The organism is Lysobacter sp. 05T417, from assembly GCF_056396405.1.
This window is the reverse complement of sequence record NZ_JBFTLK010000002.1, coordinates 429,389-453,345: the sequence shown is the minus strand read 5'-3', so window position 1 is coordinate 453,345 and position 23,957 is coordinate 429,389. Positions and strand designations below refer to the sequence as shown.

General features: G+C 66.6%; 20 protein-coding genes and 9 tRNA genes. 22 read left to right on the top strand and 7 right to left on the bottom strand.

Annotated elements, in window-relative coordinates; all coding sequences use genetic code 11:
- Window positions 1-32: 32 nt before the first annotated feature.
- Window positions 33-1,691, bottom strand: coding sequence for a M48 family metalloprotease (locus AC1DER_RS05395; RefSeq protein ID WP_441815021.1), 1,659 nt, complete (start codon window positions 1,689-1,691; stop codon window positions 33-35).
- A 125-nt stretch (window positions 1,692-1,816) separates the two neighbouring features.
- Here AC1DER_RS05395 and grxC point away from each other — a divergent pair, with 125 nt between their 5' ends.
- From grxC to AC1DER_RS05375, 4 genes are all read left to right on the top strand, one after another.
- Window positions 1,817-2,122 (top strand): glutaredoxin 3, encoded by a 306-nt coding sequence (gene grxC, locus AC1DER_RS05390; RefSeq protein ID WP_477246475.1) that lies wholly within the window; start codon window positions 1,817-1,819, stop codon window positions 2,120-2,122.
- A complete protein-coding gene (locus tag AC1DER_RS05385; protein WP_477357727.1) occupies window positions 2,119-2,520 on the top strand; it encodes a carboxymuconolactone decarboxylase family protein in 402 nt (133 codons plus the stop codon). The genes grxC and AC1DER_RS05385 overlap by 4 nt, the downstream gene beginning before the upstream one ends.
- 214 nt (window positions 2,521-2,734) lie before the next feature.
- On the top strand, window positions 2,735-3,742 hold the full coding sequence (locus AC1DER_RS05380) for an isocitrate dehydrogenase (protein WP_477246471.1): 1,008 nt from the start codon (window positions 2,735-2,737) through the stop codon (window positions 3,740-3,742).
- Between the two features lie 172 nt (window positions 3,743-3,914).
- The gene (locus AC1DER_RS05375) at window positions 3,915-5,276 is read left to right on the top strand and encodes a Na+/H+ antiporter NhaC family protein (protein ID WP_441815017.1); all 1,362 of its coding nucleotides are present in this window, start codon (window positions 3,915-3,917) and stop codon (window positions 5,274-5,276) included.
- Window positions 5,277-5,321: 45 nt separating this feature from the next.
- Here the strand turns inward: AC1DER_RS05375 and AC1DER_RS05370 are convergent, their stop codons facing one another.
- Window positions 5,322-6,080: a Bax inhibitor-1/YccA family protein gene (locus AC1DER_RS05370; protein WP_477246468.1), complete on the bottom strand. Its 759-nt coding sequence runs from the start codon at window positions 6,078-6,080 to the stop codon at window positions 5,322-5,324.
- A gap of 168 nt (window positions 6,081-6,248) precedes the next feature.
- Here AC1DER_RS05370 and AC1DER_RS05365 point away from each other — a divergent pair.
- From AC1DER_RS05365 to AC1DER_RS05300, 14 genes are all read left to right on the top strand, one after another.
- A tRNA-Pro gene (locus AC1DER_RS05365) sits at window positions 6,249-6,325 on the top strand.
- Between the two features lie 97 nt (window positions 6,326-6,422).
- A tRNA-Arg gene (locus tag AC1DER_RS05360) sits at window positions 6,423-6,499 on the top strand.
- A 36-nt stretch (window positions 6,500-6,535) separates the two neighbouring features.
- Window positions 6,536-6,612: transfer RNA gene (locus tag AC1DER_RS05355), tRNA-His, on the top strand.
- A 65-nt stretch (window positions 6,613-6,677) separates the two neighbouring features.
- Window positions 6,678-6,753: transfer RNA gene (locus AC1DER_RS05350), tRNA-Lys, on the top strand.
- Between the two features lie 111 nt (window positions 6,754-6,864).
- Window positions 6,865-6,949 (top strand) — tRNA-Leu (locus tag AC1DER_RS05345).
- A 322-nt stretch (window positions 6,950-7,271) separates the two neighbouring features.
- Entirely contained in the window at window positions 7,272-8,567 is a 1,296-nt protein-coding gene (gene tig, locus AC1DER_RS05340) for a trigger factor (RefSeq protein ID WP_441815015.1), read from the top strand.
- A 147-nt stretch (window positions 8,568-8,714) separates the two neighbouring features.
- Window positions 8,715-9,341, top strand: coding sequence for an ATP-dependent Clp endopeptidase proteolytic subunit ClpP (clpP, locus tag AC1DER_RS05335; protein WP_441815014.1), 627 nt, complete (start codon window positions 8,715-8,717; stop codon window positions 9,339-9,341).
- A 185-nt stretch (window positions 9,342-9,526) separates the two neighbouring features.
- Entirely contained in the window at window positions 9,527-10,819 is a 1,293-nt protein-coding gene (clpX, locus tag AC1DER_RS05330; protein ID WP_241919905.1) for an ATP-dependent Clp protease ATP-binding subunit ClpX, read from the top strand.
- Window positions 10,820-11,063: 244 nt separating this feature from the next.
- A complete protein-coding gene (gene lon / locus AC1DER_RS05325; protein WP_441815013.1) occupies window positions 11,064-13,496 on the top strand; it encodes an endopeptidase La in 2,433 nt (810 codons plus the stop codon).
- 207 nt (window positions 13,497-13,703) lie between these two features.
- A complete protein-coding gene (locus tag AC1DER_RS05320) occupies window positions 13,704-13,976 on the top strand; it encodes an HU family DNA-binding protein (RefSeq protein WP_158734067.1) in 273 nt (90 codons plus the stop codon).
- Between the two features lie 13 nt (window positions 13,977-13,989).
- Window positions 13,990-14,064 (top strand) — tRNA-Val (locus AC1DER_RS05315).
- A gap of 35 nt (window positions 14,065-14,099) precedes the next feature.
- Window positions 14,100-14,176: transfer RNA gene (locus AC1DER_RS05310), tRNA-Asp, on the top strand.
- Window positions 14,177-14,288: 112 nt separating this feature from the next.
- A tRNA-Asp gene (locus AC1DER_RS05305) sits at window positions 14,289-14,365 on the top strand.
- Window positions 14,366-14,620: 255 nt separating this feature from the next.
- Window positions 14,621-16,600 carry a peptidyl-prolyl cis-trans isomerase gene (locus AC1DER_RS05300; RefSeq protein ID WP_477246463.1) on the top strand — a complete coding sequence of 660 codons (1,980 nt, stop codon included), beginning with the start codon at window positions 14,621-14,623 and terminating at the stop codon, window positions 16,598-16,600.
- Between the two features lie 643 nt (window positions 16,601-17,243).
- Here AC1DER_RS05300 and AC1DER_RS05295 read toward each other — a convergent pair.
- From AC1DER_RS05295 to gloB, 3 genes are all read right to left on the bottom strand, one after another.
- Entirely contained in the window at window positions 17,244-18,038 is a 795-nt protein-coding gene (locus tag AC1DER_RS05295) for an enoyl-ACP reductase FabI (protein WP_441815011.1), read from the bottom strand.
- A gap of 166 nt (window positions 18,039-18,204) precedes the next feature.
- Entirely contained in the window at window positions 18,205-19,431 is a 1,227-nt protein-coding gene (locus AC1DER_RS05290) for a lytic transglycosylase domain-containing protein (RefSeq protein ID WP_477246461.1), read from the bottom strand.
- Entirely contained in the window at window positions 19,428-20,195 is a 768-nt protein-coding gene (gloB, locus tag AC1DER_RS05285) for a hydroxyacylglutathione hydrolase (RefSeq protein WP_477357745.1), read from the bottom strand. The genes AC1DER_RS05290 and gloB overlap by 4 nt, the downstream gene beginning before the upstream one ends.
- A 175-nt stretch (window positions 20,196-20,370) precedes the next feature.
- Here gloB and AC1DER_RS05280 point away from each other — a divergent pair, with 175 nt between their 5' ends.
- The 3 genes from AC1DER_RS05280 to dnaQ all read left to right on the top strand — a co-directional run bounded on the left by AC1DER_RS05280 (window position 20,371) and on the right by dnaQ (window position 22,412).
- Window positions 20,371-21,036 (top strand): hypothetical protein, encoded by a 666-nt coding sequence (locus AC1DER_RS05280; protein ID WP_477246459.1) that lies wholly within the window; start codon window positions 20,371-20,373, stop codon window positions 21,034-21,036.
- Window positions 21,037-21,103: 67 nt separating this feature from the next.
- Entirely contained in the window at window positions 21,104-21,583 is a 480-nt protein-coding gene (gene rnhA / locus AC1DER_RS05275) for a ribonuclease HI (RefSeq protein ID WP_441815227.1), read from the top strand.
- An 85-nt stretch (window positions 21,584-21,668) separates the two neighbouring features.
- Window positions 21,669-22,412: a DNA polymerase III subunit epsilon gene (dnaQ, locus tag AC1DER_RS05270; RefSeq protein WP_441815008.1), complete on the top strand. Its 744-nt coding sequence runs from the start codon at window positions 21,669-21,671 to the stop codon at window positions 22,410-22,412.
- A gap of 36 nt (window positions 22,413-22,448) precedes the next feature.
- Here dnaQ and AC1DER_RS05265 read toward each other — a convergent pair whose 3' ends face one another.
- Both AC1DER_RS05265 and AC1DER_RS05260 read right to left on the bottom strand, forming a co-directional pair.
- The gene (locus tag AC1DER_RS05265) at window positions 22,449-23,153 is read right to left on the bottom strand and encodes a PP2C family protein-serine/threonine phosphatase (RefSeq protein WP_441815007.1); all 705 of its coding nucleotides are present in this window, start codon (window positions 23,151-23,153) and stop codon (window positions 22,449-22,451) included.
- Window positions 23,154-23,301: 148 nt separating this feature from the next.
- Window positions 23,302-23,392 (bottom strand) — tRNA-Ser (locus AC1DER_RS05260).
- Window positions 23,393-23,542: 150 nt separating this feature from the next.
- On the opposite strand from AC1DER_RS05260, the gene AC1DER_RS05255 reads away from it, so the two are divergent.
- Entirely contained in the window at window positions 23,543-23,950 is a 408-nt protein-coding gene (locus AC1DER_RS05255; protein ID WP_441815006.1) for a DUF6165 family protein, read from the top strand.
- The last annotated feature ends 7 nt before the right edge of the window (window positions 23,951-23,957 follow it).

Here is a 23,957-nt window from a genome sequence, read left to right as displayed (position 1 = left end):
CTTGGAGGAGCTCCAGAGACGACCGCCGCACCTTACTGCCGACGCAGATCCTCGTCGCGGACACCCTGGCGCTTGAGTTCGAGCACGGTCGGGGTGATCGCGGCGATGCGCGCCTCGATCCGGGCGCGGGCGTAGTAGTCCAGGTCGCCGCGGCGCTTGAGGGTATTGAGCTGCACCAGGGCCTGTTCCGGCCGGCCATTCAGATAGGCCGCTTCGGCGTAGGCCTCGCCGGCCCGGATAGGGTCGCCGGCGATCTCGCAGGCGCGGGCGAAGATGCGCTGGAAGATCGCGTCGTCACCCGAGTTGCCCAGCAGCGGACGCAACACCGCCTGCGCGCGCTTGCCGGCGGTGGGGGTGTTGCGCTCGGACAGCACCTCGGCATAGGTCAGCACCACGGCGCGGTTATTGGGCGTCTGCCGCAGCAGGCCCTCGAAGCGGGCGTCGGCCGCGGCTGCCTTGCCGCTGCGCGCTTCGGCTTCGCCCATGGCCAGGGTGAGCCACATGTCGCCCGGATGTTCCTGCAACAACTCGCCGAACGTGGTCGCCGCGGCGCTGGCCTGGTCGCCGCGGAGGCGGGCCAGCGCCTGGCCATAGCGTTGCGCTTCGGTGAGCTTCTTGCCGCCGGTGAGGCGCTCGTACTCGCGCAGCGCATCGGCGGGAGTGTCGGCGCTGAGCACGCGCAGGCGCTCGCGGGCGTATTCGAAGCGTCCGGTGCCACCGCTCTGGGCGGCGGCGCCAAGCTGCGCGCTCACGCCCAGGTTCGGCGGCAGCAGCGGGTTGTTGCTGCCATCGAGCGAGTACTGCGGCTGCGCGGTGCTCTCGCTGCGGCATTGCGGCGGACCGTCGGGATCGCGCACGCAAACCTCGGCGATGCCGCCCTGCTCGCGCTTGATCCGCGCGGCGCGCTCTTTCGCCTCGGTGATGCGGGTGATCGTGACCGGGTGCGTCATCAGCCAGTCAGGCGATTCGCCCCAGTAGTTGGCGCCATTGCTGCGCGAGCGCGCCTGCAGCGTGGTGAAGAAATCCGCCATCGCTTCCGGGTCGTAGTGGCTGCGGGCGAGGGTCTGGATGCCGAGGCGGTCGGCCTCGGACTCGTTGGAGCGGGTGTAGTCGATCTGGCGCTGCTGCATCAGGCCCATGGCGCTGGCCATGGCCGCCTGTGCCGCGTCGTCGTCGGAATTGCCGCCGGCGGCCTGGGCGGCGACGATCGCGCCGAGCATGGCCAGCAGGATCGGCAACTGGTCGCGCTGGGCGCGCTCGGCACCGCGCAGCACGTGCTGCTGGGTGACGTGGGCGATTTCGTGCGACATCACGCCGGCAACCTCGTCCTCGCGCTCGGCCGCCAGCACCAGGCCGGAGTTGACGCCGACGTAGCCGCCCAGGGTGGCGAAGGCGTTGATCTGGCGCTCGCGCAGCATGAAGAACGTGAACGGCTGGCGCGGCTTGTCGCTGTTGGCCGCAAGGCGGGTGCCGAGGGTGTCGAGCCAGCTGTCGATCAGCGGGTCTTCGAGGAGGAAGTCGTAGTGGCGAAGCTGCGCCAGCATCATCGCGCCGTATGCCTCCTGCTGCCGCGGGGTCAGCAGTTCGCCTGCCGACGAGCCGATGTCCGGCAGGTTGGCTTCCTGCGCCGGCGCGCAAAGGCTGGCGATGGCGAGGGTGAGGGCGGCGGTTAGCAGGGCGATGCGACGCAAGCGGGAGGTCCCTCGAAAATGTCGCCCTTGCACGGCTGTGTTCCGTGCATGGACTGGAAATGAACCCGGGGCAGGCCCATATTCGACCACAGCCGCATTGGCGAGTTCATGCAGGAGAGATCGTTTTGAGCAGCACCGCGCCCGCCGCGCCGGGAACCAGCAGTCCCACCGCGCCCGAGATCACCATCTATACCACCGCGATCTGCCCCTATTGCGTCGCGGCAAAGAATTTCCTCAAGAGCAAAGGCCAGAGCTGGACCGAGGTCCGGATCGACCTGGACCCCGCCCAGCGCGAGCTGATGCTCAGCCGCGCCCGCCGCACCAGCGTGCCGCAGATCTTCATCGGCGACACCCACGTGGGCGGCTACGACGACATGATCGCCCTGCATCGTGCGGGCGGCCTGGAACCCCTGCTGGCAGGTGGCGCATGAGCGATTCGACCGACAAGACCGAGGGCGACCGCGTCGCCGAGTTCACCGCGTTCCGCAAGCGGATGAACGAGAGGATCCTCGCCGAGCCCAACCAGGTCGTGCGGCGCTTCTTCGCGCTCGACACCCAGACCTACCAGCCGGGCGCGCTGGATGTGAAGACCAAGGAGCTGCTCGGCCTGGTGGCGTCGATGGTGCTGCGCTGCGACGACTGCATCAGCTACCACGTGGCCCAGTGCAAGGAAGCCGGGGTCAACCGCGACGAGATGTTCGAGGCATTCTCGGTCGGCCTGGTGGTCGGCGGCTCGATCGTGATCCCGCACATGCGCCGGGCGGTCGACTTCCTCGACAGGCTGGAGCAGGGCGAGGCCGCCGCGCCCGAAGGCCACGACCACGGCTGAGGCCGGGTCGGGCTGTGCCCGTTGTGGCGGCCTGGTCCGCCACCGGCGCCCGGGTCGCGTTCCAAAGCCGCCTTGAACCACTGTGAAAGCGGTTCAGACGAAAGTCCGAGGCGTCCGGCCCTGCAGGACCGGGCGGCTTCCGGCATAATTCCGGGGCTAACCATCCGGCGCCGTACCCTCCGCAGGGCGCCCATCAGCCTGGAAGAAATCCCCTATGACGCAGACCATCACGGTCATCCGTGGCGACGGTATCGGCCCGGAAATCATGGACGCCACCCTGCACGTGCTCGACACGATGGATGTCGGACTGCAGTACGAGTTCGCCGACGCCGGCCTGGTCGCGCTCGAGAAGCACGGTGAGCTGCTGCCGCAGGCCACCATGGACTCGATCCGCAAGAACCGGATCGCGCTCAAGAGCCCGCTGACCACGCCGGTCGGCGAGGGCTTCAGCTCGATCAACGTCGAGCTGCGCAAGCGTTTCGACCTGTACGCCAACGTGCGTCCGGCCAAGTCGTTCCCGAACACCAAGTCGCGCTTCCCGGACGGTGTCGATGTGATCACGGTGCGCGAGAACACCGAGGGCGCGTACATCGGCGAGGGGCAGACGCTGTCTGAAGATGGCGAAGTGGCCATGCTGACGCAGAAGATCACCCGCCGCGGTTCCGAGCGCATCGTGCGCTATGCCTTCGAGCTGGCCCGCAAGACCGGCCGCAAGAAGGTCACGATCGTGCACAAGGCCAACATCCTCAAGTCGACTTCGGGCCTGTTCCTGAAGACGGCGCGTGCGGTGGCGACGGAGTACCCGGACATCGAGTGCAACGAGATGATCGTGGACAACACCTGCATGCAGCTGGTGATGCGTCCGGAGCAGTTCGACATCATCGTCACCACCAATCTGTTCGGCGACATCATTTCCGATCTGTGCGCCGGCCTGGTCGGCGGCCTCGGCCTGGCGCCGGGCGCCAACATCGGCACCGATGCGGCGATCTTCGAGGCGGTGCACGGCACCGCGCCGGACATCGCGGGGCAGGGCAAGGCCAATCCGTGCGCGCTGCTGCTGGGCGCGGCGCAGATGCTCGACCACCTCGGTCAGCCGGAGAAGGCAAGCCGCCTGCGCGCGGCGATCATCGCCACGCTCGAGGCCAAGGACTCGCTGACCCCGGACCTGGGCGGCAGTGGCAACACGATGTCCTTCGCCAAGGCGATCGCCGGCCGCATCTGAGCTGCAGTGGTTTGATTCGAAACGGGGCGCCCATGTGGCGCCCCGTTTTCGTTTGGGCGCCCGCGTTCTGGGCGGGACCACCCATGCACAGCCACCGTTCCGCCCATGCACTCGACAGCGCCGTTGCTGCACTGCAAAATCCGCATCATTACAAATCCATCCGGATAGAAAGATGAACGAATCGGTCCGCCCGAGCGCCCTGGCGCTGGCGCCGCTCCTGTTGTTCCTGGCGCTGTTCTTCGGTGCGGGCCTGTACTACACGACGCACGGCGAGGCGATGGGCTTCTATCAGCTGCGTGCGCCGGTGGCGATCCTGCCGGCGCTGGCGCTGGCGGCGTTCATCGCCTGGCGCCGCGGTCTGAAACCGCTGGAGACGCTGCTGTCGGGCATGGGCGACCAGAACGTCGTGCTGATGTGCCTGATCTTCCTGCTCGCCGGTGGCTTCGTCGAAGTCTCCAAGGCGATCGGTGCGGTCGATGCGATCGTCGCGCTCGGCATCGGTCATGTGCATCCGGCGTTGCTGCTGCCGGGCCTGTTCGTCGTCGCCGGCTTCATCTCGCTGTCGCTGGGCACCTCGATGGGCACGATTGCCGCCGTCGCGCCCATCGCGCTCGGGGTGTCCGACGCGTCCGGGCTCGACCGCGCGCTGGTGCTCGGCGCCGTGATCGGCGGCGCCACGTTCGGCGACAACCTTTCGGTGATTTCAGACACCGCCATCGTCGCCAGCCGCACCCAGGGTTGCAGCATGCGCGACAAGTTCCGCGAGAACCTGAAGCTGGCGCTGCCGGCCGCGGTCCTGACCGTCATCGTGCTGGGCTTGGTCGCCGAGACCGCACCCGTGCAGCCGCTCGATCCGGTCACGCCGTGGCTGATCGTGCCGTACCTGGTCGTGCTCGGGCTGGCGCTGGCCGGCGTCGACGTGATCATCGTGCTCAGCCTGGGGCTGGTGATTGCCGGTGGGTTCGGCGCGGTCTTCTCCGACGAGTTCAGTGTCGCGTCGTACTCCACCCATATCTGGGAGGGGTTCGAAAGCATGATCGAAATCACCCTGCTGTCGCTGCTGGTCGGCGGGCTGGGTGCGTTGATGAAAGCCACCGGTGGGCTGAGCTGGCTGGCGCAGGTGATCGGGCGTTTCGCGCGTGGACATCGCAGTCGCCGCGCCGGCGAAATCAGCATCGCCGCGCTGTCGGCGACGACCGATGTGTTTACCGCCAACAACACCGTCGCGATCCTGATCAGCGGCGGTCTGGCGCGGGACATCGCCCAGCAGCACGGGGTGCCGCCAGCGCGTGCGGCCAGCGTTCTCGACATTTTTGCCTGTGTCACCCAGGGCGTGCTGCCCTATGGCGCACAGATCCTGCTGGCCGCGTCGCTGGGCGCGGTGTCGCCGCTGGCGCTGGCAGGCAGCGTCCACTACAGCTGGCTGCTGGGCGCGATCACGGTGATCGCGATGCTGTGGCCGCAGCGCAAGGCGGCGGGCGAGCCGCTGGATGCGGCCGGCCACCAGGGCGGCGCGGCGGCGAAGCGGCAATAAAAAAGGGCGCGGAAATCCGCGCCCTTTTTCGTTGCAATGGTTGAATCAGTTGCGCGATTGCAGCTTCGACAGCAGGCGCAGGAACTCGACGTACAGCCACACCAGCGTGACCATCAGCCCGAACGCGCCGTACCACTCCATGTACTTGGGAGCGTTCTGTTCGACGCCGGTTTCGATGAAGTCGAAGTCCAGCACCAGGTTCATCGCCGCGATGACCACCACGAAGAGGCTGAAGCCGATGCCGATCAATCCCGATTCGTGGATGAAGGGCACCTTGATGCCGAACATGCCCAGGCCCATCGTCACCAGGTAGAGCAGGGCGATGCCGCCGGTGGCGGCGGCGACGCCGAGCTTGAAGTTCTCGGTCGCCTTGATCAGGCCCGAACGGTAGGCGAAGAGCAGTGCGAACAGCGTGCCGATAGTCAGCATGACCGCCTGCAGGACGATGCCCTGGTAAAGGTGGTTGTACATGGCCGAGATCGCGCCCAGGAAGAAGCCTTCGACCAGGGCGTACAGCGGCGCCGTCACCGGCGACCATTCTTTCTTGAACACGGTGACGAGCGCCAGCACCAGGCCGCCGATCGCGCCACCCCAGACATACGGGCCAGCGCCAACCACGCCGTCAGCGGTGAAGCTGACCTGGCTCCAGGCAAAAGTCGCGGTGATCACGCACAGCAGCAACAGCAGACCGGTCTTGTTGACCGTGCCGGCCAGCGTCATGGCGTCGCCGTCGCGGCGCACTACCGTGCCGCTGGCGAGGTCCAGAAAGGTGGAGTCCTTGAGTGCCGGATTGCCGCTGCGCATGCATGTGCCCCTGGTTCGAGTCGGTGGAATGTGAACGGGGCAAGCATACATGCCGGACGAGGTGCGCCGTGCCGGCGTGTTCGCGGTGATGCGTCGTTGACACGGCGACGTCATCCGCCCAAACTAGCCGGCCTTTCGCGGCGTTGGCGCGCAACGGAAGTCCGGGACCGGGGTATAGCTCAGCCTGGTAGAGCGCCAGCTTTGGGAGCTGGATGTCGTGGGTTCGAATCCCTCTGCCCCGACCATCCGCCAGGTGCTCGACAAGGATCAGTGATGATCCGGGACGGAGCAGGAAGGTGCTGCCGAGTGCCAGTTTCGAGTGTCAGTTAAGATGCGACGCTGGCGCCCGTAGCTCAACCGGATAGAGCACCGGCCTTCTAAGCCGGTGGTTGTGGGTTCGAGTCCCGCCGGGCGCGCCACAAAGTGCGAAAATAGTGCGTAAAACAAGCTTTATGGTGGCTGTAGCTCAGTTGGTTAGAGTACTGGATTGTGATTCCAGATGTCGGGGGTTCGAGTCCCCTCAGCCACCCCATCTTGTTGGCGAGTCATATTGGCGAAGTGGATTTTTGTTGATATGATTTCGCACCTGGTTGTTCCGGGCCGTTAGCTCAGTTGGTAGAGCAGTTGACTCTTAATCAATAGGTCCAAGGTTCGAATCCTTGACGGCCCACCAATCCCGGAAAAGCACCTGGCAACCCCAGGTGCTTTTTTCTTTTCCGGTGCCCGAATCTGGTTTTCCGCCTAGAATGCGCCGCGCAGTGGCCTCGTCCCTGCGCCCGGCAATGCGAAAGTGGCGGAATTGGTAGACGCCCTGGATTTAGGTTCCAGTGCCGCAAGGCGTGCGGGTTCGAGTCCCGCCTTTCGCACCAGCCTGCCTTACCGGCAGGCTGCCAATGCAATCGAGCGAGCGCTCGCGAGTGGCTGCCCCAACGCGCCGGGCTGTTGAAGCCTTGGAGTGAGTACTCGCAATTGGCCACCGCAACGGGCCAGGCCTCTGAGCGCCCGACGCGCCATTTTCGGCCCCCCGCACCAACCCCCTTCCTGAATCGCCGCCCACGCTGGCACCGCGGCCCGTAATCGGCGAAACTATTCCGTTCCGCTGGCCGGCGGGCTCGTTTTCCGCTGCGGCCGCGGTCGGACAGGATCATCAACATCGTGCCGTGGCAGGTCGCCGCGGTGGCAGGAGTGGATATGCAAGTTTCGGTCGAATCGCTCGGCAACCTCGAACGTCGCATGACTTTCAGCCTCCCGGCGGATCGCCTGGAAGCTGTGGTCGGCGGTCGCCTGCGCGAGATCTCGCGCGGCGCAAAGATCAAGGGTTTCCGCCCCGGCAAGATCCCCGCAAAGGTGATCGAGCAGCGCTTCGGCGCCCAGGTTCGCGCCGAGGTCCTCGACGGGCTGCTGCGTGAAGGCTTCACCAATGCCGTGCGCGAGCAGTCGCTGCAGATCGCCGGCAACCCGCAGATCGTCCCGGCCACGGGCGAAGAGCTGGCCTACGTCGCCACCTTCGAAGTGGTGCCGGACTTCGGCGACATCGACGTCGCCAAGCTCAACGTGGTCCGCCACACCGCGGAAGTCAGCGACGTCGACATCGACGCGATGATCGAGAACCTGCGCCTGCAGCGCCGCAGCTGGAATGCCGTCGAGCGCGAAGCCGCCGTCGGCGACGCGGTCGAGATCGAGACCTGGTCGCAGGTGGGCGATGAGCGCCTGCCTGCCGAGGGCGTCGAGCGTGGCGCCACGATCATCGGTTCGGCCGCCATGTTCCCGGCGATCGAGTCGGCCCTGGTCGGCCTGAAGACCGGCGAGGAAAAGGTTGCTGAAGTCGAGTTCCCGAGCGACTGGCGCGTGCCGCAGTTCGCCGGCCGTACCGTCCAGGTGCACCTGAAGGCGACCAAGGTCTCCGAGCCGGTCCTGCCGGACGTGGACGCCGCCTTCATCAAGAGCTTCGGCGTGCGCAGCGGCGACGCCGAGCAGTTCCGCGCCGACATCCGCAGCAACCTGGAGCGCGAGCTCAAGGGCGCGCTGATGACCCGCCTGCGTCGCGAAGTCGGCGAGCAGCTCATCGCTGCCTACACCCACGTCGAGATGCCGCCGAAGCTGGTCGAGGGCGAGGCCCGCGACATGGCCCGCCAGACCATCGAGACCGCCCGCCGCCAGGGCCGCGCCATCGGCGAGATCCCGGCCGACGCGCACATGGGCTTCATGGACGCCGCACGCAAGCGCGTGCTGGTCGGCCTGCTGGTCGGCGAGATCGCCCGCCGCAACGAGCTGCGCCTGGAATCCAAGCGCGTCACCGAGACCCTGCAGCTGATTGCCTCGACCTACGAGGAACCGCAGCAGGTGATCGAGCTGTACCGCAACGACGCCCAGCTGATGTCGGGCCTGCAGGCCCGCGTGATGGAAGAGCAGGTGATCGACTGGATCGCCGAGCGCGCCCAGCACAACGAGCAGCCGCTGTCGTTCAACGAAGCGATCCGCCAGTAACCGCTTCGTCCGGCACCGCGGCGGCTTCGCCGTCGCGGTCCGGAGCGATCTGCGTACGTGCCCCTTGCGCTCCGGTCCGGTTGGCCCCAATTTGACCGTATTACGCTTCCAAGCGCCCAATTCCAGACCCAAGGTGCCGTCGATTCCATGGACAACCTGACCCGAGCTTTGAACCTCGTCCCGATGGTGGTCGAACAGACCAGCCGAGGCGAGCGCGCCTACGACATCTACTCGCGCCTGCTCAAGGAGCGCGTGATCTTCCTGGTCGGCGGCGTCGACGACCACGTCGCCAACGTGATCGTGGCGCAGATGCTGTTCCTCGAGGCCGAGAACCCCGAGAAGGACATCAGCCTGTACATCAACTCGCCCGGCGGCGTGGTCACCGCCGGCATGGCGATCTACGACACCATGCAGTACATCAAGCCGGACGTGAGCACCATCTGCGTCGGCCAGGCCGCCTCGATGGGCGCGCTGCTGCTGGCCGCAGGCGCCAAGGGCAAGCGCTATGCGCTGCCGAACTCGCGCGTGATGATCCACCAGCCGCTGGGCGGCTTCCAGGGCCAGGCGACGGACATCGACATCCACGCCCGCGAGATCCTGACCCTGCGCCAGCGCCTCAACGAGATCCTCGCCAAGCACACCGGCCAGGCCCTTGAGACGATCGCGCGCGACACCGAGCGCGACAACTTCAAGAGCGCCGAGGCCGCCCGTGAGTACGGCCTGATCGACCAGGTGCTGGAGCGGCGCCCGGATGACTCCATCCAGACGACCTGAGACAGCCCTCTGAGTCCGTCCAGGTCCTTGATCCAGCAACCATTTCGCCCAACGAGCCGGCCCGCGAAGCGGGCCGGATCGCTGTGTTATTCTCGGGCCGTAGCACCTGAACACGTCCAGGCTTGGACGGGTTCTGGCACGAGCACCACCAAAAGCACCACCAAAAGCACCACTTGGGCACAAGCATGAGCGACGACCGACAGGGCCGCAGCACCGGCGACAGCAACAAGATTCTCTATTGCTCGTTCTGCGGGAAGAGCCAGCACGAGGTCCGCAAACTGATTGCGGGCCCGAGCGTGTTCATCTGCGACGAGTGCGTCGAGCTGTGCAACGACATCATCCGCGAGGAACTCGAGGAAAAGGCGCAATCGGCCCGCAGCCACTTGCCCAAGCCGCGCGAGATCCTCGAGGTGCTCGACCAGTACGTGATCGGCCAGACGCGCGCCAAGCGCACGCTCGCGGTCGCCGTGTACAACCATTACAAGCGCATCGAGAGCCGTCAGAAGAACGACGACGTCGAGCTCGCCAAGTCCAACATCCTGCTGGTCGGTCCGACCGGCTCGGGCAAGACGCTGCTGGCCGAAACGCTGGCGCGCCTGCTCAACGTGCCGTTCACGATCGCCGATGCGACCACGCTCACCGAAGCCGGCTATGTCGGCGAGGACGTGGAAAACATCATCCAGAAGCTGCTGCAGAAGTGCGACTACGACGTCGAGAAGGCGCAGCAGGGCATCGTCTACATCGACGAGATCGACAAGATCTCGCGCAAGAGCGACAACCCGTCGATCACCCGCGACGTGTCCGGCGAAGGCGTGCAGCAGGCGCTGCTGAAGCTGATCGAAGGCACCGTGGCCAGCGTGCCGCCGCAGGGCGGTCGCAAGCACCCGCAGCAGGAATTCCTGCAGGTCGACACGCGCAACATCCTGTTCGTCGTCGGTGGCGCGTTTGCAGGCCTGGACAAGATCATCCAGCAGCGCAGCACCGAGGCCGGCGGCATCGGCTTCGGCGCCAAGGTCAAGAGCAGTGAGCGCAAGTCCGACATCGGCAAGCTGCTGGCCGACGTCGAGCCGGAAGACCTGATCAAGTTCGGCCTGATCCCCGAGTTCGTTGGCCGCCTGCCGGTGGTCGCGACCCTGGAGGAACTCGACGAGCCGGCGCTGGTGAAGATCCTGACCGAGCCGAAGAACGCCATCACCAAGCAGTTCAAGAAGCTGTTCGACATGGAAGGCGTGGAGCTGGAGTTCCGCCCGGATGCCCTGGCCGCGATCGCCCGCAAGGCGCTCAAGCGCAAGACCGGTGCCCGTGGCCTGCGCACCATCGTCGAGTCGGTCCTGCTCGACACCATGTACGAGCTGCCGTCGCTGGAGAACGTCAGCAAGGTCGTGGTCGACGAGTCGGTAATCGACCACAAGACCGAGCCGTACCTGATCTACCAGACCCCGCCGCCGGCGGCGCCCAAGGTCGCTTCCGCCGACTGAGCGCACGGCCCCTGAGGGGGGCATTCAGGTTCCTCCCGGCCGCTCGGCCGGGAGCTGTGGCCGATGCCCGCAGAATGCGGCTAATTGGCTGATTCATAAGGATTAATTGTGACCGGCCCGCAGCTTTCCCTGCGCGCCGCTTGCATCCTTTCGCGCGGACCCCCATAACCGTGGCCATGGGCATTTGAAGCCCACCGATCCCTCGGGCGTCGAGCCCGTCCACGCTTATCCGGAGTCCCCCCTCATGACCGACTCACCAGACCGCGAGACGCTGAGCCTGCCGGTACTGCCGTTGCGCGATGTCGTCGTGTTCCCGCACATGGTGATCCCGCTCTTCGTCGGCCGCGACAAGTCGATCCATGCCCTCGACCAGGCCATGGAAGCCGACAAGCGCATCCTGCTGGTCGCGCAGAAGTCCGCCGAGACCGACGATCCGGGCGCGGCCGATCTCTACCAGATCGGCACGCTGGCCCAGGTGCTGCAACTGCTCAAGCTTCCCGACGGCACGATCAAGGTGCTGGTCGAGGGCGTCTCGCGCGTCAACGTGCATGACGTCGTCGAAAGCGGCGGCGCACTGACCGGCCAGGCCGAAATCGTCGAGCCCGAAAGCGATCGCGAAGAGCGCGAGATCGAAGCGATCGCGCGTTCGCTGATGGGCTTGTTCGAACAGTACGTAAAGACCAACCGCAAGCTGCCGCCGGAGCTGATGCAGACGCTGACCGGCATCGACGAGCCCGGCCGCCTGGCCGACACCATCGCTGCCCATCTTGGCGTGCGCATCGGCGACAAGCAGAAGCTGCTGGAGACGCACGGCATCGGCACGCGCCTTGAATTGCTGGTCGGCCTGGTCGACGGCGAGATCGACGTGCAGCAGCTGGAGAAGCGCATCCGCGGCCGCGTCAAGTCGCAGATGGAGAAGAGCCAGCGCGAGTACTACCTCAACGAGCAGATGAAGGCGATCCAGAAGGAGCTGGGCGAGATCGATGACGCGCCCAACGACATCGACGAGCTGACCCGCAAGATCGCCGAAGCCGGCATGCCCAAGCCGGTGGAAACCAAGGCCAAGGCCGAGCTCAACAAGCTCAAGCAGATGTCGCCGATGTCGGCCGAAGCCGCGGTCGTGCGCAACTATCTCGACTGGCTGCTCGGCGTGCCGTGGAAGAAGCGCAGCAAGATCCGCAAGGACCTCAAGGCCGCGCAGGACGTGCTCGATGCCGACCACTTCGGCCTGGAGAAGGTCAAGGAACGCATCCTCGAGTACCTCGCCGTGCAGTCGCGCGTGAAGCACATGAAGGGCGCGATCCTGTGCCTGGTCGGACCGCCCGGCGTGGGCAAGACCTCGCTCGGCCAGTCGATCGCCAAGGCGACCAACCGCAAGTTCGTGCGCATGTCGCTTGGCGGCGTGCGTGACGAAGCCGAGATCCGTGGCCATCGTCGTACCTACGTCGGTTCGATGCCGGGCCGCATCGTGCAGAACCTCAACAAGATCGGCAGCAAGAACCCGCTGTTCGTGCTCGACGAAATCGACAAGATGTCGATGGACTTCCGCGGCGATCCGTCTTCGGCGCTGCTGGAAGTGCTCGACCCGGAGCAGAACAACGCGTTCAACGACCACTACCTTGAAGTCGACCTGGACCTGTCGGAAGTGATGTTCGTGGCGACGTCGAACTCGCTCAACATTCCCGGCCCGCTGCTCGACCGAATGGAAGTGATCCGGATCCCGGGTTACACCGAGGAAGAGAAGCTCAACATCGCCATGCGTTACCTGATGGCCAAGCAGATCAAGGCCAATGGCCTGAAGCCGGATGAGCTGAAGGTCGCCGAGAGCGCCGTGCGCGACATCGTGCGCTACTACACGCGCGAGTCCGGCGTGCGCAGCCTGGAGCGAGAGATCGCCAAGATCTGCCGCAAGGTGGTCAAGGAAATCGCGCTCGCCGGTCCGAAGGCGAAGAAGGCCAAGGCCACAGCGGTCAATGTCACCTCGAAGAACCTCGACAAGTACCTGGGCGTGCGCCGCTACGACTTCGGACGTGCCGAGGAACAGAACGAGATTGGCCTGGTGACCGGCCTGGCCTGGACCGAAGTGGGCGGTGATCTGTTGCAGATCGAGACGACGCTGGTGCCGGGCAAGGGGCAGTTGCTGCTGACCGGCCAGCTTGGCGACGTCATGAAGGAATCGGCTTCGGCGGCGCTTTCAGTCGTGCGTGCACGCACCGAGCGTCTCGGCATCGACCTGGATTTCCTGCAGAAGCAGGACGTCCACGTCCACGTGCCCGAAGGCGCGACCCCGAAGGACGGCCCCAGCGCAGGCATCGCCATGGCCACGGCCCTGGTGTCGATGCTGACCCGCAACCCGGTCAAGGCCGACGTGGCCATGACCGGCGAGATCACCCTGCGCGGGCGCGTGCTGCCGATTGGCGGCCTGAAGGAGAAGCTGCTGGCGGCACTGCGTGGCGGCATCCGCACCGTGATCATTCCCGATGAGAACCGCAAGGATCTCGTCGACCTGCCCAAGCCGGTGACGCAGGGCATGAAGATCATTCCGGTGAAATGGATCGACGAGGTGCTCGACATCGCTCTGGAACGTCCGCTGGCACCCGTGCCGCCAGCGGGACAGGGTGAGGTACAGGTGCGCGACGGCACCGGCACCATGGCCCAGGCAGACCTCAAACATTGATCAGCGCAACGCGTTGGATCAAGTTTGAGAACGCTGGAAGCCGCGCCACAGCTAGCTTTCAGGCTTGCACCCCTAAAATGCCGCTGGTATAACGGCTGCGTCCGCGCAGAGAGCTGATGAAATCAGCATCTGCGCGGCACCAGTCGATCGGGCGCATGTCCCGATTATCAGAACATGCGGCAACATCCGCACAGGGAGTCAAAACGAATGAACAAGGCTGAGTTTGTTGGCGCCGTCGCCGAAGCTGCAGAGCTGTCCAAGACCGATGCCGCCAACGCCGTCGACGCAGTGATCAGCGTCGTCACCAAGGCGCTGAAGAAGGGCGACACGGTGACGCTGGTCGGCTTCGGCACGTTCCAGGTCCGCAAGCGCGCCGCCCGCCAGGGCCGCAACCCGAAGACCGGCGAGACGATCAAGATCAAGGCCTCGAAGAATCCTTCGTTCAAGGCTGGCAAGGCGCTCAAGGATGCCGTAAACTAAGCGACTCGCACGCGGGTGCTTAGCTCAGCGGTAGAGCGTCTCCTTTACACGGAGAGGGTCGGGGGTTCGAAACCCTCAGCACCCACCAGATAAGCACCAGGCTGTGAACGTTTTCAAAAGTGCGGAGTGGTAGTTCAGTCGGTTAGAATGCTGGCCTGTCACGCCGGAGGTCGCGGGTTCGAGTCCCGTCCACTCCGCCAGTTTCGCCAAAGGCGCCGGGAACGGCGCCTTTGTTTTCCAAAGGGTAAGGGCAATGGATTTCCGTCTTTGGCGGGTCCGGAGCCGGGCCGCCAAGGCCATGTTTCAAAGCGCGGAGTGGTAGTTCAGTCGGTTAGAATGCTGGCCTGTCACGCCGGAGGTCGCGGGTTCGAGTCCCGTCCACTCCGCCAGTTTTACCTGAGGGCGCCTCTGGCGCCCTTATTTTTTCGAGATGCGCCTGTGGCGCCCTTATTTTTCGTGGTGCGCCTCTGGCGCCCTCATTTTTGAACCGCGCCGGCAACGGCGCGTTTTTTTTGCCTGCGCCCCGGGCAGGTGCAGCGCGGTCCGGGCAGGGCTGGTCGTCCCCCGGATTGGCCCCGGCCCCTTGCGTTTGCAGGCCTCCAACCACGCTAAACTGTCCGGCTTACGACTGACGCGTACCGGACATGCTGCAGAAACTTCGCGACAAGACTTCGGGCTGGATCGCCACCGTGATCCTCGGCCTGCTGATCGTTCCCTTCGCCTTCGTCGGCATCGAGCAGTACCTGGGCCAGCGCACCGACAACTCGGTGGCGAAGATCGACGCGCCGCCGACCTGGTGGCCGTCGGCGCCGTCGTTCTGGCCGGTGTCGGTGTTCTGGCAGCACGATTCCATCGGCATCGACGAGTTCCGCAGGGCGTTCGAACAGGAACGCCAGCGCCAGCGCGCACAGCAGGGCGAGGCATTCGATGCACGCGCCTTCGAAAGCGTCGACAACAAGCGCGCGATCCTCGACGGCCTGATCGATGCACGCGTGCAGCAGCTCTCCGCGCAACGCGACGGCATGGTCGTGAGCGATGCGATGGTGCGCAAGGCGATCCAGGAAGTTCCGGCGTTCCAGGTCGATGGCAAGTTCGACTACACGCGCTACAAGCTGGCGCTGGCCTCGCAGGTTCCGGCACAGAACGAGCGGCAGTTCGAGCAGGTGGTGCGCGAGAGCCTGCAGCAGTCGATGGTGGTCGCGGGTGTGGCCGGCAGCAATTTCGTCACCGCTGCGGAAATGGACAGGCTGCTGGGCCTGCTCGGTGAGCGACGCGACGCCAGCGTGCTTCCGCTGCCGCCGGCCGTTGCCGACACCGGCGCGGTCAGCGCGGCGGAAATCCAGACGTGGTACGACGGCCATGCCACGACCTACCGCGCCCCGGAAGCGGTGACCATCGAGTTCGTCGAGGTCAACAGTGCAACGCTGCCCGCGCCGGCTCCGGCCGACGAGGCCACGCTGCGCCAGCGCTACGAGCAGGAAAAGAACCGTTACACCGAAGCCGAGCAGCGCCTGGCCTCGCACATCCTCGTGCGCGTGCCCGAGGGTGCCGACGCGGCGGCGCAGAAGGCGGCGGAGCAGAAGGCCACGCAGCTGGCCGCGCAGGCCAAGGCGCCGGGCGCGGACTTCGCCGCGCTGGCGCGCGCCAACAGCGACGACACCGGTTCGCAGGCGGTCGGTGGCGATCTGGGTTGGGTCAGCAAGGGCATGATGGTTGGTCCGTTCGAGTCGGCGCTGTTTGCAATGAAGGCCGGCGAGATCAGTGGTCCGGTCAAGACCGAGTTTGGTTGGCACGTGATCCAGCTTCGCGACCTCAAGGCCGGTGCCCAGGAGAGTTTCGAGCAGGTGCGCGAGACGCTTGCGCGCGAGCAGGCCGAAGCCGATCGTGAGCGTGCTGCCAGTGAGTTCAGCAGCCGCCTGGTCGACCTGACGTTGAAGAATCCTTCTTCGCTGGCGCCGGCCGCGCGCGAGATGAACATTCCGCTGCAGAAGCTGGGCCCGTTCTCGCGTTCGAACGCGCAGGGCGTTGCCGCCAATCCGGCGGTGCTGCGTGCGGCGTTCTCCGACAATCTGATTCAGGACGGCACCATCAGCGATCCGATCGAGCTGGAGCCGGGCCACAGCGTGCTGATCCGTGTCACGTCGCACACGCCTGAGCGTGCGTTGACGCTGGCGCAGGTGCGCGATCAGGTGATCGCGGCGGTGCGCGCCGATCGTGCGTCGAAGGCGGCCCGCAAGGATGCCGATGCGTTGTTGGCGCGCGTGAAGGCAGGCGAGTCGCTGGAGGCAATCGCGGCGTCGCGTCAGTTGCCGCCGCCGCAGGTGTTGCCGAATGTGCCGCGCGGCGCTCCGGTGCCGGAGGCCAGCGTGGCCGAGGCGATCTTCGCTGTCGCGGCACCGGCCGCCGGCAAGGTTTCGGTTGGCCAGTCGCAGTTGGCCGATGGGCGGGTCGTGCTGTTCACGGTCAGCAAGGTCACGCCGGGCGACGTGGCTTCGATGCCGCCGGCGCAGCGCGAGATGGTGCAGCAGCAGGTCGCCGGCTTCGGCGGCAACGACGATGTGCGCGCGCTGGTGTCGTCGATGCGCAAGCGCGTCACGGTGACGGTGGTCGAGCGCAATCTCTGACGGTTGCTGGTCGCTCCTGCAACGAAAAAAGCCCGGCATTGCCGGGCTTTTTTTGGTGAGGCGCTGCGTGAGGCGTGCTGCGTGAGGCGTGAGGCGTGGGGCGTGGGGCGTGGGGCTTCCGAAGGGCGCCGTCCGCCGGGCCGGGGATAGCTCCGCCCCTTAGTCGGACATCCATGTCCGATGCGGGGCGCGGGACATCCATGTCCCGCTGCGGATCAATCCCCGACCCGTCGAACGACGCTCTGCCAATTCATTGCCCGGTCTTCGTCCAAAGCGTCATTCCCGCCTTCGCGGGAATGACGAGTACCGGTTCTTTTGAAGCCACCTGATCCTTTCGCGGGCGTCCGGGCCTGAGCTCACCGAGCGGACGCGCGAATGAGCAGGGCACGGACCCCGCCCTTGATCGCTGCAGCCCAAGTCCGACCCTCGCAGCTGCGTCACGCGGGCAGTACAAGAGCGCCAACACGCGAAGTCAATGAAGCGGCCGCAGCTTCGGGAAGGAGGGGGTGGGGTGTATTTCGTGGACGATTAACGAAGCGAAGCGGAGGTCCACGGAATACACCCCACCTCCTCCCCACCAGACAGAGAGCACAAAAAAAGCCCGGCAATGCCGGGCCTTTTCCAGCAGAACCACAAACGCCGATCAGTCGCTGTGAATTCCGGTCATGCCCAGGATGTTGTAACCGGCATCGACGTAGGTGACCTCGCCGGTGACGCCGCTTGCCAGGTCCGAGCACAGGAACGCGGCGACGTTGCCGACGTCTTCGATCGTGACAGTGCGGCGCAGCGGCGCGTTCTCTTCGACGTGGCCGAGGATCTTGCGGAAGCCGGCGATGCCTGCGGCGGCGAGCGTCTTGATCGGGCCGGCGGAGATCGCGTTGACGCGAGTGCCTTCCGGACCGAGGTTGACGGCGAGATAGCGCACCGACGACTCCAGACTCGCCTTGGCCACGCCCATCAGGTTGTAGCCGGCCAGCGCACGCTCGGCGCCGAGGTAGCTCAGGGTCAGGATCGAACCGTTGCGGCCCTTCATCATCGGCCGCGCGGCCTTGGCCAGCGCCGACAGCGAGTATGACGAGACGTCGTGGGCGATGGCGAAGTTCTCGCGGGTCAGCCCGTCTAGGAACTGGCCGGCGATGGCCTCGCGCGGCGCGAAAGCGATCGCATGGACGAGCACGTCGAAACCGTCGGCCCAGTGCTGGCCGAGCTGCTCGAAGCAGGCGGCGATCTGCGCGTCATCGCTGACGTCGAGCGGCAGCACGATGTTGCTGCCGTACTCGGCGGCGGCCGACTCCACGCGCGACTTGAGCTTCTCGTTCTGGTAGGTGAACGCGAGCTGCGCGCCTTCGCGGTGCATGGCTTCGGCGATGCCGCTGGCGATCGAGCGCTCGCTGGCGATGCCGGTGATCAGTGCACGCTTGCCTTGCATGAAACCCATGAGCCTTTCCTTTCTGATGATGGTGACCGCTGCGGTGATCGTAGCGCGGTCGAGCAAAGACTCTAGTGTAGCCGCCAGCAGCGGCCGGTTGCGGGCGTTGCCGCGCGCTTTGACGATGCGGCGGCGTAGGGTGGCGCCGCCCTCGATGCCGCATTCAGCGCCGCCGTCAGGGCGATCCGGCCTCGCCCGGGACGTGGTCGGCCTGGCTGTCGAGCCGGTCGATCACCAGCAACTGGCCGGGTTTGAGCACGGCATTGCCAGCAAGTCCGTTGCGTTGCATCAGGTCGGCGACGCGGACGTCGTAGCGGCGGGCAATGGTCGATGCGTTCTCGCCGCGGCGGACGGTGTGCCTGCGCGATGTTTCGGTCACCGCCGGCTGGTCCGGCTGGTCGGGCGCCGGCGAAGTGGGAGGAGATGCCTGCGCCGGCATTGCCGCCACGGCATCCCCTCCGCTTGCCGTGCCGCTACCCGTGTACGCCACCGCCAGCAGGCGCGCCGGCCGAGTGCCGATGGTGTCGGCAAATACCGGGTTGAGTCGCTTGAGCTGATCGGCATCCTGGCCGGTGCGCGCGGCCCACTGGTCGATCCGCTTGATCTCCGGCGGCAGCGTCACCGCCTGCAGGCGCGGTACCGGGCGGTCGAGCGAATGCAGCCATTCCTCGCGGTCGTCGGCCTGCTCCATCAGGCACGACAGCGCGTGCAGTTTGCGCACGTAGGCCTGGGTGATGTCGGACAGGCCGGGGAGCTGCTCGGGGTTGGCGTTGCGCGCGACCTGGCCGCCGCGCTTGAGTGCGCCGAGCACGCGGTACTCGCCGGCGTTGTAAGCCATCACCGTCAGTCGCCAGTCGCCGGCGAACATGCCGTGCAGGGTCTTGAGGTAGCGCACCGCGGCGGTGGTCGAGTCGATCGGCGAGAGGCGGCCGTCATATCCGCTGCGCATCGGTACTTTGTGGTTGCGGGCGGTGATCGCGATCATCTGCCACAGCCCGGCCGGGCCTGCGGGGCTGCGCGCGCCGGGGCGGTAGCCGCTCTCGACGAACGGGATCAGGGCGAATTCGGTGGGCAGGTGGGCCTGGCGCAGTGCGTCGACCACGTAGCCGAACAGCGGCAGCAGGTCGTCGTCGGCGGCCAGGCGCTTGGGCGCGGTTGCGAAGTGCTGGCGCCAGCGCTTGGAGACGCCACCGGCCTCGCATTCGGGCTCGGCCAGCCCGCTGCGGAAGTTTTCGTAGATTTCGCGGCCGTTGCGGGTCGCCGCAGCGGTCGCCTCCGCAGCGGCCTGTGGCTGGGGTTGGGATTGCTGGGCCATGGCCGGCAGCGCGAGGGCCGGCAGCGCCAGGGCAAGGCCCAGGCAGAGGCCGGCGGCCAGCCGGCGCCAGGAGCGGGCGCAGGTCACGCGACGAATCCGTCCTTCCAGCGCCGCAGTGCGGCAAATGCGTCAACGCTGTCGGCCGGGGCCTGGCCGAACTGTGCCTGCAGGGCCGCGCGCACTGCGGCGCTGTCTACCCGCAGGAAAGGATTGGTGTCCAGCTCGGTGGCAATCGTGCTGGGAAGGGTGGGTTGACCGGTCTGGCGCATCGTCCTGGCTTCCTCGGTGCGACGCCTCAGCGCCGGGTTTCCGGGTTCTACCACGCCGGCGAAGGTGGCGTTTGAGAGCGTGTACTCATGTCCGCAACACACCCGGGTCCGGCCGGGCAGGGCCGCCAGCCGGGTCAGGGACGCATGCATCTGCCCGGGCGTGCCCTCGAACAGGCGCCCGCAGCCGAGGCTGAACAGGGTGTCGCCGCAGAACAGCAGGTCGTGGCCGACGTAGGCGACATGGCTGAGCGTGTGGCCGGGCAGGGCCATGACGTCGAATCGCCAGCCCGCCAGCTCGACGCGGTCGCCGTCGCCGACCCGGCGCGTGGCGGTGGTGATGCGGTCATCGACCGGGGCGATCACCGGCAGCCCGGGCCAGCGCTCGAGCAGCCCGGGGACTCCGCCGATGTGGTCGTTGTGGTGGTGGGTCAGCAGGATCCCGACCGGCCGCAGCCCGGCATCGGCCGCGGCCAGGACCGGACCGGCCTGGCTTGGGTCGACGATCAGGGCATTGCCGCCGTCATCGTCGGCGCAGGTCCAGATGTAGTTGTCGCTCAAGGCAGGCAGGGCCTGGAGGCGCATGCGCATGGGTCCCTGGATGATGGCGCGACGGTTGGCGCGCGGTGATGGCTGGACGGATGCCGTTGCGGCCGGTTGCCCGGCCTGGCGCTTGCCGGGCCTGGAGCTTGCCCGGTGGGTGTGGGCGTGCCGCACAATCGAGGGAACCCAGCCGCGCCACCGAAAACCGGCCCCGACCATGCCTCCGCATTCCCACCCCCGTCAACCCGACCCGGCCCACGAGCCGCTGGCCTGGTTCAGCAGCCAGGCCGGGCAGGGCCTGCTGGCGGTCCAGGAGGCCGCGATGGCGCGGGTGCTGGCGTCACGGCCCCCGGCCGCCCCCTGGGCATGGCTGGGCGTGGCCGGTTCGGCGGCGCCAGAGGTTGCCGGAGGCCGCGGACTGGCGCTGCGCCGCAACGGCGCCGGTTTCGACGGCGCGGTGCGGTGCCGCCTGCCGCTGCCGTTCGCCAGCGAGGCTTTCGGCGCGATCCTGATCCAGCATGCACTCGACGACGGGTTCGCGATCGACCTCGTTCTCGACGACTGCGCGCGCATGCTGATGCCGGGCGGCACGCTGTGGCTGGCGGCATTGAATCCGTGGAGTCCGTATCGCGCGCGCTGGGCGCGCAACGGCCTGCACGCACGCGATCCGGGTGGTTGGCAGTCGGCACTGCGGCGAACCGGCTTCGCGGTGGAATCGGTCAGCCTGCAGTGGCTGGGTCCGCACTGGCGTGTCGCCCATGGCGAAGTCGGCGTCGGCGCGGCCGACCGCTTGCGCGCCGGGATCGCCCTGACCGTCAACAAGCGCGTGCACGCATTGATTCCGCCGACGCCGCTGCGCAATCTGCGCTGGAGCCAGGTCTAGGTCGCGATGCCGACTGCAACTTGAGCGCGATGGCGGCGATAATGCCGCGATGAGTACAGACGCAAAGATGGACGCAAGCAGCGTCGACACGCGCAAGCAGGTCGATATCCACACCGACGGCGCCTGCCTGGGCAACCCCGGCCCTGGCGGCTGGGCCGCGTTGTTGCGCTTTCGCGGGCGCGAACGCGAAGTCGCCGGCGGCGAAGCCGATACCACCAACAATCGCATGGAGCTGATGGCGGCGATCATGGCGCTGGAAACGCTCAGCGAGCCGTGCGAGGTGGTCCTGCACACCGACTCGCAATACGTGCGCCAGGGCATCACCGAATGGATCGGCAACTGGGTCCGCCGCGGCTGGAAGACGGCCGGCGGCGACCCGGTCAAGAACCGCGACCTGTGGGAGCGCCTGCATGCCGCAGCGCAGCGCCATTCGATCCAGTGGAAATGGGTGAAGGGCCATTCCGGCGACCCCGACAACGAGCGCGTGGACGTGCTCGCGCGCCTGCAGGCGCAGCGCCTGCGCGGCGGTTCGGCGGTGGCGCGTTGATGGTTGCTTTCCTGAACGCCTGGCCCGTGCTCAAGTGCTCCAGCCAGCTGCCAATGCTGGCGGCGAACGTGTGAGAATGGCGCCGATGCGGCAGATCATCCTTGATACCGAAACCACCGGCCTGAGCTGGGAACGCGGCAACCGCGTGGTCGAAATCGGCTGCGTGGAGTACATCGAGCGACGCCCCAGTGGCCGCACCTTCCACGTCTACCTCAAGCCCGACTGCGACTTCGAGCAGGGTGCGCAGGAAGTCACCGGCCTGACCCTGGAGTTCCTCGCCGACAAGCCGGTGTTCGCCGACGTCGCCGAAGAGTTCCTCGCCTTCATCGAAGGCGCCGAGCTGATCATTCACAACGCCGCGTTCGACGTCGGCTTCCTCGACAACGAGCTGCGCCTGCTCGGTCAGCAGCACGTCGGCCTGCGTGATCGCTGCAACGTCGAAGACACCCTGCTGATGGCGCGGCAGCGGTTCCCCGGCCAGCGCAACTCGCTCGATGCGCTGTGCAAGCGGCTGGGCGTGGACAACTCGCATCGCCAGCTGCACGGCGCATTGCTCGACGCCCAGATCCTCGCCGAGGTCTACCTCGCCCTGACCTCCGGGCAGGAGGAGATCGGTTTCGCCAGCGACGCGGCTGCCGCGCAGGCGGCGGTGGTCAGTTACCGCACCGACCCGGCGGCGGCGCGTCCGCGCGTGCAGGTTGCCGCGGACGAGCTGGCCGCCCACGACGCGCGACTGGAAAAGCTGCGCAAGAAGGCGGGCAAGTGCGTCTGGGACCAGTTCATCGTGGTCGCCGAAGCAGAATCCGCAGCGGTGCTCGAGCCGGCCTGAACCGGGCGCCCGGCTCAGGCCGGGAGCTTTCAGCTTTCAGTGGTGGCGGACGAGGATGACGGTGACGTTGTCGGAGCCGCCGCCGTCCAGTGCGGCGGCGACCAGCGAGTCCACGCATTCCTGCGCGCTGCAGTCGTCCTGCGCCAGCACCCGGGCGATGCCGCGATCGTCGACTTCCTCGGTCAGGCCATCGCTGCACAGCAACAGCTGCATGCCCGGCTTGAGCTCGCCGGTCATGGTCTCGACGTTGAGGTTGCGCGGGTCGGTTACGCCCAGCGCCTGCGTCACCACATTGCGATGCGGATGGCTGCGCGCCTGTTCATGGGTGATCGCGCCATTGGCGATCAGTTCCTGGACATAGCTGTGGTCCTGCGACAGTTGCGCCAGATGGCCTTCGCGCCACAGGTAGACGCGGCTGTCGCCGACCCAGGCCACTTCGAAGCGGCTACCGGCAATGCGCGCGGCGACCACGGTCGTGCCCATGGGCAGTGCGTCGTTGCGGCGCTTGGAGGTGCGGATGATCTCTTCGTCGGCGATGCGGATGGCCTGCGCCAGCGGCGTGCCGTCGCGGATCTCGCGGACGATGGTCTCGCGTGCCAGTGCGCTGGCGACCTCGCCGTACTCGTGCCCGCCCATTCCATCGGCGACCAGCCACAGTCCCAGCTCGCCGTCACCGTAATAGGTGTCTTCGTTGAGCTCGCGGCGAAGGCCGACGTGGGTGAGGTGTCCGAATTCGATCATGCGTCGATGATGCCGGTCGCTGTCATGGTGCTTTATGCCGGGTACTTGCTGGCCAGTAACGGAATCATCGTGGCCGAGCGGCCGCGAGGCAAGGAGAAGCAGGGCCCCGCAACGCAAAACGCCCCACGAGGGGGCGTTTGCGTGAATCTGGCGGAGAGGGGGGGATTCGAACCCCCGGTACGCTATAAACGTACGCCTGATTTCGAGTCAGGTACATTCAACCACTCTGCCACCTCTCCGGGTGGTGCAGCGAGCCGGGAATTCTACGGGGCTTGCGCGTCTGCGGCAAGCGTCCTGATCGATTGGCGCGTCGACCGGCGCGCGGACCGGCGCGGCCAGCGCCGACCCGCCCGGCTACACTAGCGCTCCCTTGAACGAACGGCGTCGTCATGTCCGAAATCCTGGTCCCGGTGTCCTTTGGCGAACTGCTCGACAAGATCTCCATCCTGCAGATCAAGTCCGAGCGCATGAGCGACCCCGCCAAGCTGGCCAACGTCCGCAACGAACTGTCCGCGCTTGAACAGACCTGGATGGCCCATCCGGCCGCCGGCAAGGACATCGCCCGCCTGCGTGCAGAGCTCAAGGCCGTCAACGAGCGCCTGTGGGTGATCGAGGACGACATCCGCATCAAGGAGAAGGCGCAGGCCTTCGACGAGGAGTTCGTGCGCCTGGCGCGCGCCGTGTATTTCGAGAACGACGAGCGCGCCCGCATCAAGAAGGACATCAACCTTGCGCTGGGCTCGTCCTACGTCGAGGAAAAGTCGTACCAGGACTACCGGACCGGCGCGACTCCGTGACCGCTAC